At 36.5% G+C, this 18,702-nt stretch carries 15 protein-coding genes and 1 CRISPR repeat array; of the genes, 11 read left to right on the forward strand and 4 right to left on the reverse strand.

The genetic code is table 11. The features are described 5' to 3' along the window. The first annotated feature begins 157 nt into the window (after window positions 1–157). The 8 genes from cas10 (at window position 158) to AA650_RS03595 (ending at window position 11,476) form a co-directional block, all read left to right on the forward strand. Window positions 158–3,055, forward strand: a complete 2,898-nt coding sequence (gene cas10, locus AA650_RS03565) for a type III-B CRISPR-associated protein Cas10/Cmr2 (RefSeq protein ID WP_053537989.1) — start codon at window positions 158–160, stop codon at window positions 3,053–3,055. Window positions 3,056–3,149: 94 nt separating this feature from the next. Then, on the forward strand, window positions 3,150–3,314 hold the full coding sequence (locus AA650_RS27540) for a hypothetical protein (protein WP_199924370.1): 165 nt from the start codon (window positions 3,150–3,152) through the stop codon (window positions 3,312–3,314). Next, window positions 3,314–4,444 (forward strand): type III-B CRISPR module-associated Cmr3 family protein, encoded by a 1,131-nt coding sequence (locus AA650_RS03570; protein ID WP_081424131.1) that lies wholly within the window; start codon window positions 3,314–3,316, stop codon window positions 4,442–4,444. Before AA650_RS27540 ends, AA650_RS03570 begins: the two co-directional genes overlap by 1 nt. A gap of 12 nt (window positions 4,445–4,456) precedes the next feature. Next, complete coding sequence (locus AA650_RS03575; RefSeq protein WP_053537990.1) at window positions 4,457–4,897, forward strand: hypothetical protein; 441 nt, start codon at window positions 4,457–4,459, stop codon at window positions 4,895–4,897. Window positions 4,898–4,916: 19 nt separating this feature from the next. Beyond that, on the forward strand, window positions 4,917–6,767 hold the full coding sequence (locus AA650_RS03580) for an RAMP superfamily CRISPR-associated protein (RefSeq protein ID WP_053537991.1): 1,851 nt from the start codon (window positions 4,917–4,919) through the stop codon (window positions 6,765–6,767). Beyond that, the gene (locus AA650_RS03585; RefSeq protein ID WP_053537992.1) at window positions 6,752–8,461 is read left to right on the forward strand and encodes a hypothetical protein; all 1,710 of its coding nucleotides are present in this window, start codon (window positions 6,752–6,754) and stop codon (window positions 8,459–8,461) included. The genes AA650_RS03580 and AA650_RS03585 overlap by 16 nt, the downstream gene beginning before the upstream one ends. A gap of 248 nt (window positions 8,462–8,709) precedes the next feature. Then, window positions 8,710–10,785 carry a WYL domain-containing protein gene (locus AA650_RS03590; RefSeq protein ID WP_053537993.1) on the forward strand — a complete coding sequence of 692 codons (2,076 nt, stop codon included), beginning with the start codon at window positions 8,710–8,712 and terminating at the stop codon, window positions 10,783–10,785. A 118-nt stretch (window positions 10,786–10,903) separates the two neighbouring features. Then, window positions 10,904–11,476: an REP-associated tyrosine transposase gene (locus AA650_RS03595; RefSeq protein ID WP_053537994.1), complete on the forward strand. Its 573-nt coding sequence runs from the start codon at window positions 10,904–10,906 to the stop codon at window positions 11,474–11,476. Window positions 11,477–11,554: 78 nt separating this feature from the next. Here the strand turns inward: AA650_RS03595 and AA650_RS29045 are convergent, their stop codons facing one another. After that, window positions 11,555–11,686, reverse strand: a complete 132-nt coding sequence (locus AA650_RS29045; protein WP_257720892.1) for a hypothetical protein — start codon at window positions 11,684–11,686, stop codon at window positions 11,555–11,557. Between the two features lie 141 nt (window positions 11,687–11,827). Further along, window positions 11,828–12,741: direct repeats of the CRISPR family, unit length 36 nt; unit sequence GTTTCCATTAATTCCACTTCCTATAAAAGAAGCGAT. A gap of 293 nt (window positions 12,742–13,034) precedes the next feature. On the opposite strand from AA650_RS29045, the gene csx18 reads away from it, so the two are divergent. From csx18 to cas2, 3 genes are read left to right on the forward strand one after another with little or no spacing between them, the layout of a single operon-like run. After that, entirely contained in the window at window positions 13,035–13,289 is a 255-nt protein-coding gene (gene csx18, locus AA650_RS03600; protein ID WP_039203187.1) for a CRISPR-associated protein Csx18, read from the forward strand. A 39-nt stretch (window positions 13,290–13,328) separates the two neighbouring features. Further along, the gene (cas1, locus tag AA650_RS03605) at window positions 13,329–14,321 is read left to right on the forward strand and encodes a CRISPR-associated endonuclease Cas1 (RefSeq protein ID WP_053537995.1); all 993 of its coding nucleotides are present in this window, start codon (window positions 13,329–13,331) and stop codon (window positions 14,319–14,321) included. Next, window positions 14,321–14,599, forward strand: coding sequence for a CRISPR-associated endonuclease Cas2 (gene cas2, locus AA650_RS03610; protein WP_039203185.1), 279 nt, complete (start codon window positions 14,321–14,323; stop codon window positions 14,597–14,599). The genes cas1 and cas2 overlap by 1 nt, the downstream gene beginning before the upstream one ends. 464 nt (window positions 14,600–15,063) lie before the next feature. On the opposite strand, the gene AA650_RS03615 is transcribed toward cas2, so the two are convergent. The 3 genes from AA650_RS03615 to AA650_RS03625 form a co-directional block, all read right to left on the reverse strand. Beyond that, window positions 15,064–16,923: a hypothetical protein gene (locus AA650_RS03615; RefSeq protein WP_199924371.1), complete on the reverse strand. Its 1,860-nt coding sequence runs from the start codon at window positions 16,921–16,923 to the stop codon at window positions 15,064–15,066. Between the two features lie 140 nt (window positions 16,924–17,063). Beyond that, the gene (locus AA650_RS03620) at window positions 17,064–17,369 is read right to left on the reverse strand and encodes an acyl carrier protein (RefSeq protein ID WP_027402681.1); all 306 of its coding nucleotides are present in this window, start codon (window positions 17,367–17,369) and stop codon (window positions 17,064–17,066) included. Continuing rightward, complete coding sequence (locus tag AA650_RS03625) at window positions 17,370–18,698, reverse strand: phthiocerol/phthiodiolone dimycocerosyl transferase family protein (RefSeq protein ID WP_053537997.1); 1,329 nt, start codon at window positions 18,696–18,698, stop codon at window positions 17,370–17,372. Window positions 18,699–18,702 lie beyond the last annotated feature (4 nt).

Genomic DNA, 18,702 nt, shown 5'->3' on the forward strand with positions numbered 1-18,702 from the left:
CTAGCCGGCATATAGTATTTCAGGGATAAAAGTCTTGTACTGTATGACACTTCTGTAGAATCATAAAAAATAGTAATAATTTTGTCATTCGCATGAAAACTACTTGATTATTAATTTTGATGCTATATAGTAGAGAAGTGTCTTAGTATACAAATATATGAACGTCTACCATCGCAAGCTTTACGCTTTGTTGCAAGAGTCAACAAATGCTATTCAGCCACCTGCAATTCTGGAAAAGTTACAATGTTTACAATCACATAAAGAAAATTTGCAGGATTGGTGGTGCTGTTTAGGTAAACAGGCTAGTGATATTAGCAGTTCATCTGATCAAGTGAACCTAAACACACATGATAAATCTGGTAATAGCGTGTTTCATTTGCGTCATCCTATCAGCGCACAATCCAAGACTGTTACAGCACCTGATCAGAGTGCAATGGTTAAAATTAGTCAAATAGTCCAACAAACAGATGATGTAGAAAAAGTATTTTGGTGGTTTTGGCGGTTTTATCCAGAGATGCTGGCAAATAATGCACCAGAAGCATTGTTGATTCCATCTAACAGAGTTCTTCCAGATTCTCCAGTACATAGTTACAAAAGCACAGTTTCTGCATTAGTAGGTGCAATGTTTCCGTCCGACTGGCGCTCAGAATCAGAAAAACCTGAACATCCCTATCCCTATCCCTATCTACTGCTATTCACTTTTTCGCCAGTACAGGAGTTTATTAAATCATCACGCAAATTCTTAGATTTCTGGGCAGGTTCTTATCTGTTGCACTATCTTAGTGCCAAACTATGTTGGTATGTTGCCGAAAAATATGGACCCGATGCTGTAATAACTCCATCCTTGTGGAGTCAGGAGATTATTGATGCTTTTATAGTCAAGAAGTATCCAGATATGAAAGGAGAGTTTAAACATACTTCTAATAGGACAGATCCTGTAAATCTATTTAATCAATCTCAATCCACTTCTCTTTCAACAGCAGGGTTTCCTAATGTTATCACAGTGTTAGTACCAGGGAAAGAAGCTGCTAAAGAATTGGGTAAAGAACTGAATGAACAATTAGCAAAGGAATGGCAAGCGATCGCTCACCCAATCCGCTCTAATATTAAAACTAAGGTGATTGAATGGTTGACTCAACCAAATAATTTAAAGTCTCTTGAAGCTGAAGCTACAGATGCTGACCTGAGAGATTTACAAAAATGGCAGCAGCATGGCTGTTGGGAGTGGAATAAACTTTGGGATGCTCAGATAAATAATACTTGGGAGAGTTACTGGACTGCTGTGCCATTGGGTAATCCAGAGCAAGCACTGGAGATTTCTAAAAACCAAGATGGTTTTAATATTGATTGGATAGAAGCAACAGAAGCGATCGCTCCTTCACGTCATGATAACCCTACTCCAACAGAGGCTGAAAAACAAGCCTATCAATCACTAAATGTTGGGACTTGGTGGGCAAATGTGCAATCTCGACTGGGTAAGTTAATTCAATCAGTCAAGAATACCCGCAGATGGAGTTTACCAGTTTCTCCAGGAGAACGTTCTACCCTTTCTGGTCAATTCAGTGCAGTGCATCCTAATTTACTTTATAACGAGCAGTTTCGTGAAGGTGGCGGATTATCTTCAGGGTCAATGGGTCTGTTTTGGCGGCTGATGTCTCTAGTATATCCAGGTTTGTTTAATGGTTCAGAAAAGCTAAATGCTATTGAACTAACTAAACGCATGGCTTGGGGATATGGAGGTGTTGCAGAATCTTTAGGAATTCAAGTAAATTGTAAAGACGAAGAAATCGACCATGAAAAATTAATTCGCTTTCCTAATTTAAGTTCTATTGCTGCTGCTAGATTCGCTCATGATCATCCAAGTAAAGTTAATGGTTATTGGGATTATCTCGATAAGTTAATTCAGCAAGAATTCTTACCAAAACAACACCATAAATTTGATTATCGTACTCGCCGTCGTCCCTTCCATATTTATAAAACTGATGAAAAAATAAACCCTGACAATCGAGATGGTCAAGACTACAACGGTGTCATGTTTTCTAGTAAGTGGCTATCTGAAGATATGGGCTTGCAAGATAAAGAAGAAATTAAAACTTTACGGAGTTTAGTAGAACAAGCACATAAACAAAGTGGTTTTAGTGATGGAAGTCCTTCTGATTGGTGGGTAATTGTTCTTGCTGATGGCGATAATATGGGTAAGTACGTTTCAGGTGCAAAACTTGAAAATTATGATAAATATATCGTTGAAGACGCAGTAGATAAAAATAATTTAAATAATGAAAATTGGTTAAAATTGCTCGATACTAAAAAACGTATGGGTCCAGCCACGCACGTAGGACTAAATCGTGCTTTATTAGATTTTTCCAATCGCCTCGTACCTTATCTGACAGAAAAGCGTTTTTGTGGCAAAGTTATCTACAGTGGTGGTGACGATGTTATGGCAGTTTTACCTCTGGAAGATTTGCCTGAATATCTGCTATCACTACGAGCAGCTTGGTGTGGAGGTAATGACCCGTACAATGAGTTTAAAAATGAAGGCGGTTACTGGATTCCTCAATCAAATATACCGGGAATATCTAATCGTCCTCACTTTACTATGGGTGCAGGAGCAACAATGAGCATAGGTGTTGTTATTGCTCACAAAAGCGTACCTTTACCTACAGTTTTAGAAAATATTTGGGAAGCAGAAAAAGAACGAGCGAAAAAGCTACCAGATAAAGATGGTTTGTGTTTTCGCGTCATTTATGGCGGTGGAAATACTCTAGAAGCTGTTATGAAAGGTGAATTATTAGAATCTTGGTACGGGTTAGTTAATTCACCATCAGAGGAATTGAGTCCATTGCTTTTGCGACTAGCAGAAGAATTACCTCGCCGCGCTGCTGTAACTGAGAATTGCCAACTATTTGGTAAAGCAGCCAATGTAATTATGAATCGGCGAGATGAAAGCAAAAAACTCGATAATTTTCCTTCTATAGTTACTTGGCTAAATAAATGGGAAGATTGGGTTAAAAGATTAGAAAAAGAAAAACAGGCTCTTGCGTCTCTTTTATGGTGATTGAGGATTGATGATAACAAAACCCTTACGGGACAAGGGTTATAAACAATTATTTCCATATTTTCAATGAAATGCCTACAGAATAAGGCTTTCAATGATTTTGAACCAGGTTTTCCATAAAAATAACCGAAGAACCGAAAAACAAACTGGTACTCAACCTGAAGACTTAGGAAACATATTGCGCTTTAGTGCCTTTTGGGTAGACAAAATGGTGCAACGTCAAAATTGGGGGAAATCTAATATTCAGGAGAGTAACTAATGTACTGGTATTCTATTGAACCACTGGATGTATTGTTATTTCGGGAAGCCAAACCCTTTAGTCCCAGTGAAGGTTCTTGGGCTAAAGGGCAATTTCCACCATTACCAATTACAGTGTTTCAATCACTGAGATCAGCCTTAGAGCAGTATCAACAAAAGAATCGTGATTTAGAATTTCTCGGCTCGTTTTTATTGGATCAAGACGATAATTTGTGGTTGCCAACACCCAAGGATTTACTAGCAGTCTCTAAGCGGAGAATTAATGAAGAAGCAGGAGGAGATGACTTAGATGAAAAAACGAATGATTGGCATAGAATCGAACGTTTACAGCCTATAGAGGAAAAAGTTCGGAAATACATTCCTTTTGACTCTGATGAACTCAAACCAATGGTGACACCATCTATTAAACCAGATGAGTTTATATGTGGAAGACCTCAACCTTGGATTAAAGCTGATGCTTTGATTCAGTATTTGCAGGGAGAAACCCTCACCAATTCCAAAGATTTTCATGAAGATCCTTGGAGTGTGCAAATTTTACCGCATATTCGTATGCAGTCTGGTACTAGACAAGTACGAGATGAGGAAGGCTATTTTACTGAGGTAGCCATACGTCTACGTTCTGGATGGAGATTAGTGGCTGCTATAAGTGCAAAGTTGGAACAAATGGTGGTGCGTTTAGGTGGTGAAGGACATCGGGCTTTAATTTCATCTCTGCCAGATTTTCAGCCGTGGCGAAACTTAGCAACTTATGAACAACCAAAAGATGGGAGTAATTTTGCTTATTTGCTGACTCCTGGAATAGCAGAGAAACAGCCGGCATTGTATGGAGTTTATCCAATTAATTGGCAAGAGAATTTAAGCGGATGTGTGAGCGATCGCCCTTTATTGTGGGGTGGTGTATCTACTATCCAACGCAAGGAACAAGATAAGGAATTTGCCCTGCTTCCACAACGGGCATTTGTACCACCAGGAACGGTATATCTGTTCCCTTGGGGAACTAACGTAGCCATGAATGATAAAGGTGATACCGCGAGTGCAACTTTTAAGAGTTTACTACAACAGCAAACAAGTTGGCAGCTAGGTGGACAAGAAAGCCTGGGTAGGGGTTTTGTAGAACTTTGGAGTAACTAGGAGTAACCAATAATGTTAACTTACGATCCGCGCACCATTTCCACACACGTCTATCAAAGCTTAAGTAATTTACAACAGGATACAATTAACCAAGCTGCCCAGAAAGAGCAGAAAAGTCAAGCTGTAGAACTTTACACCTATATAGCTACTTGGGGGTTACTGCGACTCAAGGCTGAAGAGTTTGCCCTTAGTCAAAACAGCAAAAAAGATGTGGTGAAATGCTTTTTTCAAATATTAGGAAAAATAGCTTTTCCAGAGAAACCAGATCATTTCTTAGAACGACAAGGTTTAAATAATCTTACTAAACGTGGTGATTCTGAATCTTTCAATGCGTCTGAGTATTTAGGTCTAACTGGGCTGGCGCTGCAAATTGCCCGTGAGTTTGCTTTCTGGGCAGAAGCAGTTTATCCAGATGTCCAGCCAACACATAACCAAGATACTACTGCGGGATAATACACTGGGAGAATTACTGATGACAGACTCTTATCACTCATGGGAAAAACCTAAGCTAAAACAACCGAGAAATAAAATTTCTGCTGGTAATACTGATGGAGATGGTAATATTATTAACAATCTATCCCAACCATCTCCTTGGCTTGATCATCCAGATTTACCAGATAAACTATCTCATAATAATGCTAGTTTTGTTGAGTATCTGCGATGGATGCGAGTTAAATCTGGCGATGGAACTATAGACGGCGGCACAATTTTGGAGCTTTTTCAAGAATTTAAAAATAATGATGTTTCTAAGTCTCTGAGTCGTCTAACAAGTAGGACAAAAAAGTTATCTCATGAATGGTTTGAAGTAACTTGCCCGTGGCGGATTAGAGTAGGCGGGACAAAAGGTCCAGAATCAATGCTATTGCCAGCTTTTGATGCCTTGGGAATGCCTTATATTCCTAGCAGCACACTCAAGGGTGTAGCACGAGCGATCGCTATGCAAGATCCCAATTTTACTGAGGAGCAAATTAAACATATTTTTGGTGACATCAACCCAAATTCAAGTATGGGTTTAGTCATTTTTTTAGATGCTTATCCACTGCCTGGAGAGGATAAGCAAGGTGGCTTGAGTCCCGATATGGCTAACTCTATTTGGAAATGGGATAGGACGACACCACCAGAGTACAATACTAACCCAAATGTTTTTATATCTCTAAAAAAATCTACTTTTGTAATTGGTCTGCGTCAAGGCAATGACTGTTATGAAGAAATTTTCAACCAAGTCATCGTATGGTTGAAAAGAGGGTTAGGATACGGTATTGGTTCTAGAGTCAATACTGGATACGGCTCATTAGATGTTAAAGATGAGAAACCAAAGAGAAGGTTAAGAATATTAGCAGTTATTTTTAAACTCAAAGGGCAGTTAATTCATGGAGGACAAAAATTTACAGCATGGCGACCAAAAGATGATGGAGGATGGAAACCTCCAGGAAAAGCTTTAGCAGAAGTTCGTCCTACAGCTTTTCGTTCAACAATGCGTTATTGGTTTCGAGCATTAGCTTTAGGGGTCTTATCGAATAATCAGGAAATACGAGATTTAGAGTTGGAAATTTTCGGTGATATCGAACCAAAACCACATACAGGATTATTTAGATCAGAAATAACAAATGGAAGAAACCAGGAAAATACTAAAAAAAATGAGAATTATAGTTTGGCTGAAGGTGAGTTAATTTTACATCATTCTTCCCAAACTATAAGTTTATTAGAAAACAAAAAACAAGCTTTAGAACAATTATTACAAAACCTCACTTGGTTGATGTTTCATTTAGGAGGAGTAGGACAGGGTTCACGAAGACCTTGTTATTCTCGCCAAAATCGTTCCAATCCACCTTGGTGGCGTGGTGCAAGCCTAACAGTAATAAGTAAAGATGACTTCTGGAAGATTCCTAACAACTTAAATGAACTAAAACTGATATTCAGGTTAAGATTACAAGGTTTTTACACGGCTTTACAACAATTTAGGGAAAAGGAAGAAATTAATTATCATCATCCCCGGTCGATACTTACACCTACACCGCAAACTTGGGCAGAAGTAGTTGATAGCAACTGTCGAATTGTTTGTGTTACTGGCAGTACAGAGAAGAATAAACTCTTTGCCTTAGCCAAGTTACATGAAATAGAGTATCAAGGCAGAAGATACCATCGGCATCTATGCGGTTCAACGGCAAAACCATCTCCTGTATGGATTGCAGAAGTAGGAAATTTTCAAGTAGTTACTATTTTTGGGGTAAATGAAGATTCAGACAATCCCCGAAAACAATATCTGGACAAATTGCAAGAGCAAGCAGGCTCAAATTACTCTGAGATTTGGAATTTTATTTAGAAAATATTTCTGGTACAAATATGACAATTTTAATCGCAAATATTGGCAATTCTGACTTATCTATCAAAGTTGACGAATATTACTTTCCTGTTGGGTTTGACCGTAATGAGCCGAATATAGACTACTCAGGTTTAACTCCTGATGATAAAGTTGCTTGGGACGAACGAAAAACATTTATTGAACAAACAGTTTGTCATGAATTGGGATTAGATAAATTCTCTTTTAGAGAATTTACTAAGAGATTAAAAATAGCTTACATACAAGATAACAATAAATGGCATCAACGCATTCGTCCAGGCAGAATTTGGGGTGTAATCAAGGAAGCTAGAGACAGATTTCAAATCAAAAACGCTTATATTTTTATAACTAATCAACCTCCTGGAGTGGGATATGATACAGATTCCATACATCTATTTGAACTGTTGCAATACTGGTTTAACATTGAATTTACAAAAGATATAAAATTACATCCCATACTTATTACTGAGAATATTTCAGCTATTAACCAAGATGGGTTACTTCATGAGTATTACAAATTTTTTGGCAGTCTAGATAAAAATGAGCAAATTTTAATAAGTATTAAGGGAGGGACTTACCAGATGCAAACTGCTCTTAGAGTGCAGGCTATGTCATCTGAAATCCAAAATCAAATTTTTCTCGACCCTATTTTATCAATTAAAGATGTATTAGCTGGAGAACCTTCTAGGTGTCAACAGATTTCTTATTGGCGTTACAATCGTACACAAAAATATCAAATTATCAAACAATTATTAGAACGTTGGGATTTTGATGGATCGTCCCAAATTCTCAAAGAGTGGATAGAAACTCTAGAACAATTGAGTAAATCAGGTGTTACAGATATTGCTGACAGCAAAGCAGCAATTGAATCTGTAGTTAAATCCTTAGATATGGCTGTTTGCTATTTCAATCTAGACAGTTTAGGTGCTAGGAGAGTCATCAATTCAAGTGAGGCACTAGGCATATTTAAACAGATATCTGTTAAATATAACAAGTCACTAAATCTTTATACTCAATGTTGCATTTATTGGGAATTGAACCAAGTTGCAAATTTTTTATCTCGTTTGGGTTCTTTTTGTGAAGAAAATTTACATTATTTAATAATTAAATTGGATGGATTAAAATACTTTGATAAAATAAATTATGCTCATGATTGGTACTTGGATAAGAGAAAAGTTGAGCCTCGCTTGTGGCAATATTTTGAGCAAAATGAAAATAAAAATAATTCAAGTTGGGCAAATTGGAATTTTCAACACAAACCCAAATATCGTCTACCAGGAAGATTTAGTAAATGGAACTTTGTTAATGCTCTCATCCAACACAGAGATAAAGTAAAGGAAAAGGCATCTTGGGAAAAAATTACCACTTCGTTAGATAATCTAGATTATTGGATTGAAAAAAGAAATAATTTGATTCACAGTGCAGAAGGTATTTCCAAAGAAAATATGTCTAAAATACTCAAGGAAGACAAAGAAAATTGTGATAATGAGCAAGAGTTTGTGGCTTGTAAACCAGAAGAAATTATAGCAGAGATAACAATCATTATTGATCAAACTTACAAGCTATTAAACTTAACCGAAAGTAAGTTTGTTAATCTTGATAAAACTAACTACTACATTTATTCTGAAGTTAAAAACTGGGTTATTGATAAGTTGATGACTGATGGACTGAGTTAGATACTTTTTTCTCAATTATCTAATTAACCTTAGAGGATGTTTTAAAAGTCCTTCGTCATGTATCCAAAATCTTGAGATCCCCCTAAGTCCCCCTTGAAAAGGGGGATTTTGACTCTAGTTCCCCCCTTTCTAAGGGGAGTTAGGGGGGATCTTGTTACAACTTAATACTTTACAAACATCCTCTTAGATAATTTTGTAGTTTGGATAAACTTGTTAGACTTAAAAGCTCTTGACACTACCATCATCTCATGTCTACTCCTCCTATCTGTCACATCCTGATTGGTGTCCCTGGTAGCGGTAAGTCCACTTTCGCCACTGAATTAGCCAAGTTGGGGAATTATCGCATTGTCTCTACTGATGTTATTCGTCAAGAACTCTATGGGGATACCACTATTCAGGGTGATTGGATAGATATAGAAGCAGCAGTAATTTCTCAAATCACAGCAGCATTGGCTCAAAATAATGCTGTAGTCTATGATGCCACTAATGCCAAGCGTGCGTGGCGATTGGATTTATTAGAAAAGTTAAAATTAGTCGTAGCTTCCCCGGTTTTATGGATGGGGTGGTACTTAAAAACCCCTTTGCTAACTTGTAAAGGATGGAATCAACAACGCACCCGTCAAGTTCCAGATGTGGTAATTGAGAGTATGCACCAATGGCTGCAAGATTTTCCACCAATGGCCGCTGAAGGGTTTGCAGCAGTTAAGGAAGTTGATGTCACGTCCCCAAAGTTCAACTTTCACCAAATCTCTACCCAAATTCAACAGCTTTCTCGAACTCTAATCAACCGCACTAACCGTAATAGTCAAATTACTTTTCATGCTTACAGTAAATTGCTGGATTTTGAGCGATTGATGTATCTAATTTCCTTGATAATTAACTATCCGGGAATTGGTAATCTGCAAGCAACTCACCCCAGTTTATTAGCCAGCATTTTGGGTAAAATCCCTCAATTTACCAGTTCACTAGAAGAAATCACCGCTTGTATCAGCCAATTGTATGGGAATATCTATGCAGATGAAATTGCGATCGCCTCTAATTTACTATGGTTGCAGCAAAATTCCCTCATTGGTGTTAATTCTATCTCTTCACCTTCCCATCTCCCTATCTCCCCTGGCGCTGTTTCTCTGACCGCTTCCGTTGCTGTGGTAACTCATCCCTACTCAGATTTACCAGCGTTTCAGAGATTATTGCAAACTATTAGGTTCATCTTACATCATCCGTTTTTATCCAATTCTGGACAAGGAAGTTTAAAAACTTTACTGTCCGCACTGCAAGAATATGAGATTATTGATGGTAATACTTTAGATTCTGTCCGTAAAGATATTGAAAAAGTCCTTAAACCATATAAAATATTACATAATTTTTCTATGCGAGACGGTTATTTTGCGGGAACGGCAATTTTATCAGCACTAGAATTAACTCAGGTGTTTCAAGTTCTCCAGTCTCAAGCACAAAGTCTCAATGACCCGATAGCACTGGAAATTTATGAAACCTTTGCTACTCGCATGGCACAAAGTCGCTTAGGGGTCAGTGATATTTATCCAGTACGGGCGATCGCTAATCGCAGTATGATTGACCCAGAGTATTTACCAGCAGAATCTCTAGCCAGAAATTTACAGCAAGTTGAGGAAGCGATCGCTAAAGGACAATTATTAGAATTAAATCGTTTTAGTGGTGGTGGCAAGTTTACCCTAGATGAGGAAGGATTCTTTTTAGGTTTTCCATTACAAATTGTTTTTTCTAACACAGCTTGGTATTTGGGTTATGAATGTGTATCAGGTAAATATAATGGTTTGTTTCGTTTTGAACGATTAGATAGATTATTCATTGGTCAAATACAAACAAAGGTGCGTTCTCGACAAGAACAAGAAAGTGCCTTAAAAAAATTACAAAAACTATCTCAAGGAAGTGCAGGAATTTTTTTAGGTTACAATCCCCAAGACCAACAGCAATTTCTGAGTGTTAATAAAAAAGAACGTTCTCTAGTGTGTATCACTATTGAACTATGGTTTAATGATGAACTTTTTAGATTTGTTGCCGAAGGAACTAAACGGTTTCCTCCACAACAGATGAAAATGTCTCTACCAATCACAGGTAAGAGATTAACTTTGCCTAAATCTATTTTTTGTCTTGATAAAACAGAAAATAAAAACTATCCTCATCGGTTTCAAGTCATATTACCTCAATGGTCTTTAGATGATGTGGAACTTTTGCGCTGGATTCTTGGTTTTAAAGGAGGAGTGAAGGTAATAAAACCAAAATCATTAGTTAATAAATTAAAACAAATCGGTGAAGACATTGTGAATGTTTATAGATATTAGATCCCCGACATTAGATCCCCGACTTCTTTAAGAAGTCGGGGATCTGGGAACTCAGGGATCTGGGAACTCGGATATCTGGTAAAATTTTATTAAATTTGAATATCCCATATTTTTATTTATGCCCCAAAGAAAAACTCCCTGGCAAAGTGGTAACTTTTATCATATTTATAATCGTGGTAACAATCGTCAAGATATTTTCTTTGAACGCGAGAATTATATTTATTTTCTCCGGTTACTAAAGGAACATCTTATTAAAAATGTAGTAGATATTGTTGCTTACTGTTTAATGCCTAATCATTATCATTTATTGGTATATCTGAGAGATGAAACCCTATCTGATGCCATGAAATCTCTCTCTCTTGCTTACACAAAGGCAATTAATAAACGGTTTAACCGTTCGGGGGTATTATTTCAGGGACGGTTTCAAAGTATTCACATCCAAGAAACTGAATATCTTGTCAATCTTTCTCGCTATATTCACCTCAATCCAGTAAAAGCCGGAATAGTAAACCATCCTGGAGAATGGGAATTTTCTAGCTATTTAGAATATGCAGGATTACGACCAGGAACACTTCCTAACATAGAATATATCAAAACGCAAATCGAGTCAGAATCAATTTATCAACAATTTTTGCTAGATCATAATTTACCTAATTCTACTGACTTCAAAAAACTACTACTCGATGATTGAAAAGAAAAGATCCCCGACTTCTTTAAGAAGTCGGGGATCTGGGATCTAGGATCTAATTAAATGATTAATTTTAATATTCTATTTGCCTTCATTTGCGACACCTAAACCAATTATACCCAAACAACATAAACCATAATAAATCTCTGGCTCATTACCACATTTACCATCTTTTTGATCTTGTCTAATAGATGCTTTTGTTGCTGTTGACATACATTTACCAAAAGCTTTTCCTTTACTTGCTAACGCTGGTGTTGCTAAACCAAAAGTGAAAAAAGCCGGAATAATTAAGTAAATAAGCGATAGAACAGTTTGAGCAGTTTGAGTTTAAGAAGTCATTTGGGTTAGACAACAGTTTCCATTAATTCCACTTCCTATAAAAGAAGCGATTCCCGAAGAAATCGAACGCCTCTTGACCAATGTAGAAAAGTTTCCATTAATTCCACTTCCTATAAAAGAAGCGATTGCAGAGTACGGAAATGTTGGGTCAAACATCAATATGTTTCCATTAATTCCACTTCCTATAAAAGAAGCGATCTATTTAGGCGTTAGCCTTGTACCCTTCAATTAGGTTTCCATTAATTCCACTTCCTATAAAAGAAGCGATGTATTGGTAAGCACGCATTAGCTAAAAGAGTTCTGTTTCCATTAATTCCACTTCCTATAAAAGAAGCGATTTAGGTTTAGCTAACATTAAGGGATTGGGTGTAAAGTTTCCATTAATTCCACTTCCTATAAAAGAAGCGATAAAGAAGAACCAAAGCACAGATAGTGGCACTTTGTCAAGTTTCCATTAATTCCACTTCCTATAAAAGAAGCGATTTACAAACTATGCAAATATGCCTGAGTCTGTAGCTAGAGTTTCCATTAATTCCACTTCCTATAAAAGAAGCGATCTTATAGCCTGACTTCTGTTAGTTCTCTTGAGGTTCTGGGTTTCCATTAATTCCACTTCCTATAAAAGAAGCGATCTATTTAAAGTTAATTCTCCTAGTGCGTCAATTCCACGTTTCCATTAATTCCACTTCCTATAAAAGAAGCGATGCAGCGAGTGGTCTAGCGAGACTCAGGAAAAGGAAGAGTTTCCATTAATTCCACTTCCTATAAAAGAAGCGATTAATGCAGCAGCAGGCAGTGGGAAGATTGGTATTACTCGTTTCCATTAATTCCACTTCCTATAAAAGAAGCGATTCTCTAGTCCATTCGATATTCGACATTACGCCCTCCAATTTGTTTCCATTAATTCCACTTCCTATAAAAGAAGCGATACCCATCATTCTAAACCCATACAGTGCCTAATGTCTAGATGCCATTTGCGACGGGGTATCAATTGGCGGCTACTTTCCGAAAATAACCAGGCAATAAAAAACCCTGAAACCTTTATACAGAAAGACATCGACGGGGTTAACGGAAACATCAGCATTTCCGCCATTGACCTGACCCCGCCGCTAACAAATCATCGCAAATAAATAAATTCGTCATTCGCATAAAATCACTTGTATAAATTTTCTGTGTGATTTAACTTAAAAAAGTACAATTAATACCGAATTCCAACTAAACCATGTATATTTCTAATCGTGCTGCCTTAGTGCGGAACTTAGCCGTTGCATTTCTTAATGGGACAATTACACTGATTATTTTGCTAATAGCACCTTTAGGACTAGCAGCAGTAATTATCAATACTATCTTAGTTACCATCGCCACCTTTGCAAATGCCACAGCCGGAGATAGAGTTGTACGTTTTTTACAACCATCCCAAATCAAAACCATGATAGCAGAAATCATGTCCCAACAGTCACAAATCACAAAAGATTAATCATAAATCTCAGAATAACATAATCTTTAGTTTATATATATGCGAACACTTTATGTTTCTCGCCAAGGTTGTTATATTAGCCTCAAAGGTGAAACCTTAATAATTAAACAAGGAGAAATAGTACATGGTGAAGTTCAATTACCACTACTAGAACAAATATTAATCTTTGGTAAATCACAAATTACCACCCAAGCCATTCGTACCTGTCTTTGGCGAGATATACCCATTGCCTATTTATCTCGGATGGGATACTGTTATGGAAGATTAATGCCAATTGAGCGTGGTTATCGTCGCCTATCTCGTTATCAACAAGAGTTAACAGCAATTGATAAATTGATAGCAGCTAGAACAATTATTCAAGCCAAATTAAAAAATAGTCGCACCTTTTTACAACGTCAGCAACGCCGTAATCCCTCTCAAACCGCTGAAATTACTATTAAAAGTTTAGAAGTGTTAGCCCAAAAAGCCGGGGAAGCAGAAACTATCGAGCGTTTAATGGGTTTAGAAGGCGCTGGTGCTGCACAATATTTTAACGCTTTTGGGGAATGTTTAAATAATCCTGATTTTGTCTTTTTAGCTCGCAGTCGTCGTCCCCCAGGAAACCCAGTAAATGCCATGCTTAGTTTTGGTTATCAAATTTTATGGAATCATCTACTAACACTAATTGAACTCCAAGGATTAGACCCCTATTATGCTTGTTTACATCAAGGAACAGAACGCCATGCAGCATTAACTTCTGATTTAATTGAAGAGTTTCGCGCCCCAATTATTGATTCTTTGGTACTGTGGTTAGTCAATACCAAAATAATGAACATTGACAATGATTTTGAATATCATGATAGCGGTTGTTACTTAAATAATTCGGGAAGACCTAAATATATTAAGTATTTCTTGCAACGACTAGAAGAAGAAGTCCAAAATTCTGAAGGAGAGAAACAACCACGTTGGGATTTAATGACACAGCAAATCAAGGCTTTCAAAGATTTTGTTTACCAGCCAAGTAAACTATATAAACCTTATCAAATCCGGTAATGTTATTGTATGTAATAGTATACGACATTACTTGTGATAAAAGACGTAAAAAAGTCTCTGATTTATTAGAAGGATATGGTCAAAGAGTTCAATATTCAGTCTTTGAATGTATTCTTAATCAAACCAAATATAGTGAATTGCAAAAAAGACTCCGCAAACAAATAAAATCTTCTGAAGATAGTATCAGGTTTTATCCATTAAGTAAACATACATTCAACCAAATTGAAACTTGGGGAGAACCACCAGTTACAGAACTTCCCGGTTCTACTATCATCTAAATCAGATCCCCGACTTCTTTAAGAAGTCGGGGATCTTGTTACATCTAAGAGGTTGTTTGAAAAGTATTAGATGAAACCGATAATCTCCAGAAACCTAACCCCCCTTCCCTACCTCTCCCTAGCCCTCTCCTAAAAGGCTATCGTGTACACACAAGTTAAATTACCCCCCTTAATCCCCCCGATGCTTTGGGGGGAAACAATAAAAATCCAGTTCCCTCCCCTTTACAAGGGGAGGGTTAGGGAGGGGTAATTTGAGGAATAATGGTGATTCGATAACTTGTGTGTACACCATAGCTTATCAAGGGGGGAAACAATAAAAATCCAGTTCCCTCCCCTTTACAAGGGGAGGGTTAGGGAGGGGTAATTTGAGGAATAATGGTGATTCGATAACTTGTGTGTACACCGTAGCTAAATCAGATCCCCGACTTCTTTAAGAAGTCGGGGATCTTGTTACGGGGATCTTGTTAGCGATTTTTCAGAGAAGGGAAATTTTTCCCACCTAATTCAATTTGTCCAGTCACACACCCAGCCTTTAACCTATTTACTAAATACTCCAAATCATTAGCAATAAAATTTGTCCCATGATCTGGTTCTACTAAGCTAATTAAATTGACATCACTGATTATTTGATCACCTAAATCAGCAATTCCTAAAAAGTTGAAAACCCCTGATTCATAAGTTCCACAAGGTACAGAAGGATTATTCATCCCCACACAATATTCCTTTTCTTGAAACCAATCAACATCAGGATAACCATGAAAGTGAACAATTGGCGCACCATTAGCAATTAATTCTGGTGTATATAAAGCCGCAGCTAAACTAATGGCTAACATCACATAGATATCATAGGATGGTTTAATATCTGCTTTTTGTGCATTACTTCCTAATGGTAATTGCAGATGTAATTTATCTTGTAAACCAATCCGTAGAATATCAGTATCAATGCTTAAATCTGTTTTATTCGCACCAGAACGAGAACTAACTAGCCAAATATCAGGTATTTGCTTAAATCTATTTTCGGCGTTGATATTTAGTTTAATATAACGTCTACCTTGTTCATTTTGGCGAAGTTCATAACTACTAAATCCCGCTACAGGTAATAAATTATCCCATTCATCAATAGTGATTTCTGGCTTCCCTACATAATGAGGAGGTTCAGCATAAGCCACAAAACCATAAGATACTCCTGTTCTACCATTCACAATGACATTCACAATATCTCTATGGGATTTTCTTTTAACAACTTCATCTAATTTAAACCCAGCCGGAAATAACCCTGTAGATGCTAAATCTTGCCCTAATTTAATTAATTTCCCAGCATAGCTTGATAAATGAGGATTATATTCTCCTATTTCAAAACGACTAATTAATAATGGAGTAATCGGCACAAATACTTTGGGAATCAGTGATTTTAAAGCAAAGTTCTCGACTTCATGGGGGGCAAAATTAGAATCAGAAAGATTCATATTCAGAATTGAAAATTTTTCATGAGATACACCAATCACAATTTCTGAAAAAGTTTTCACCAATGTATTTATGCCAATGCGAATTTTTTCTGGATAGGGTGTAAGTGGATTAACAAATTCATCATCTATATCAGTTAAAATTATTACTTGTGTATTTGTTGGATCTTCAACATATTTAGCAGCATGATCTTCAGCCCAACTACTTAACTTAGCAATTTGTACAACAGACATTTTTTGTTTTTCTTTCAGCCATGTATAAGATAACTTATACCAAGTTTCAGCGACAAATATTCCTAATTTTCTTAACCATGAATTTGGTCTTTCTACATCTATTACAGCATCAATATCCGCTCTAACACTCTGCATTTTCAAAGATTTATGCCAGTTAATAACGGGAATTTTAATGGTATGTTTCAATTCCGTTGTTGCTTCTTTCCAAGGAATTACCTTCACCCCATGCTTTTGGAGATAAAATATTAATTGTTGGCGAAATCTGACAATAACTTGATTATCATAATAATCCGGTAAAGGTCTAAAAGTCACTTTTAAGTTCTCAGCCATAAACTGAGGATTAATAACTGGAATTTGATATCCCGTGGGTGACTCTCCAGAAAAACCACCAATTAATTTACCAATAGTTTGTAAACTAATACCTTGCATTAAAGGTTCATGAACATAGTCATTAGTAACATTCATTTCCTGAATTAATGCTAAAATATCTTCTTTATATTTAGCTATTTCTATTTGTATTTCTGGAGTAATTACACCCTTGGGAGAACGAATATTCAGTTTGCTATTTTCTGACCAAAATAATACACCTTGTTGAGTGAGTTTTGCTAAAATTTCCGCTGCGTTCATCACAAAATCTCCCGTGTTTAAAAATAGGAATTTAGAAAAGAGGACACCTGGCTCAATTAGGCTACCCTAATCTAGCGAAGTGTCCCAATAATCAAGGAGGAAAAACTGGTTTGTCAGTAATTAAACAGAATTTGTAGAGGTTATATCTGGATAATTTCTGACTGAGAATTTTCTAATTCTTCAGATAATCTGAGAGAAAGTTCTTCAATGGTGGGATAATACCAAAGGTGGATAAGTGACAATTTGAATCCCAAAAACTTTTCGGCTTTACTAGCGATAACTATGGTTTGTGCTGAGTCTAAACCGTAACTATCTAAAGGTTCACGAATATTTATTTCTTCTGGATTAACTCCCAGTAAAGAGGAAATTTCCGAAACTAACCAAGCTTGTATTTTAGTAGCGTTATCTTGGTTTTCTGAGAGAGAATTAGAGATATTGTTATTCATTTATGTACCTACTGGTATTAAGTAACGCGATGAGACTTTCATGATAGAATCAATGCAATGATCAACAAGTCTTTCCATAGTTTGCTGATTAAGTGAAGGTTGAGAAAAGACAAAATTTAGGGTCATTTTTTCCTGAAAAGTAGCAGCGTGAACAATAAACATTCCTGCATATAAAGCATGAGAACCAACAAAACTGATTTCCTCTAGTTCTAATTCTCCATAATTATGGGGAATATTGACTTTACCAAGATTGGAAACTGAGACTGTAGGAGATACTTGATTAGGGAATAGTAAAGAAAAATTTATCAAATATTTAGCTAGATATATCATTTGAAAAATTTCTCCTTGGTGAATTTTTTCATTGAGATTATGTTTGACTTTTCGCGCTAATTCCCAAAAAGATGTATTATTGGTAATTCTATAAAATTTCATCAAAGACGCTGCTAAAACCGTCATATTCTCTGTACTAATTTCTGGTTGTAACCGTCTTCTTAAATCAAGATATGATAAACAACTAACTGGAATATTATCTTCATGGTTTTTAGCCAGTTGTTTGGAGACTGTTAACATTAGTGCCGCACATAAAGCACTTTGTACTGTAGTATTTTCTTGTCTGCATTGCTGAATAAACTGCCGTGTTGATTCTTCACTAAGTTGTCTATGAATGATTTCGCAACGACGTTGAGAAATAGGAACATATTTTTCTACTCTTAATGCTTTTGGTTGATTCCAATATTTTTGAAGTGCGATATTTAATAATAAAGCAACTCTACCTAGTTTGCTTTTGAAACTATTTGTCCAAGTGGGTAATAGTTTTTCAATGGGTGGAAGTCGTTCTAAAGTAGTAACTATGGGAAGAGATTTACCTTCGGTAATCTTTTGACAGTAGGTTAAAATTTCTGAGTGAAGTTGGACACTTGATAAACCGTCGGTAATAGCATGATGTGTGGTTGTAATCAGATAATTAATATTTTGCTGATTTAATATCTTGACAAGTACGACTCGCAGCAGGTATTTACTACTATCAATTACCTGATTCATTTCTGCATTAACGATCGCTTCCCATTCCTGACTTTCTCTAATATTAACAACTTGCAAAGGAAGTTTTCCTGTACCTTTAGACTGATAATAGTAAGAATTTCGAGAGTTAATAATATGAGAATTAAGCGCAGGATGACGATATTGAATAATATTTAAAGACTGTCTGAGAACTGTTTCTTGAATATTTCCTCGAATCCGGCTAATCGTAACTACATTCCATGTTTTAGCCCGTTGATTCAGGATTTCCATTGTTTCTTCTAGCTGTCCTAACTTTCTATTTATAGCCATATTT

The sequence above is a fragment of the Anabaena sp. WA102 genome (assembly GCF_001277295.1).
GTDB lineage: Bacteria > Cyanobacteriota > Cyanobacteriia > Cyanobacteriales > Nostocaceae > Dolichospermum > Dolichospermum heterosporum.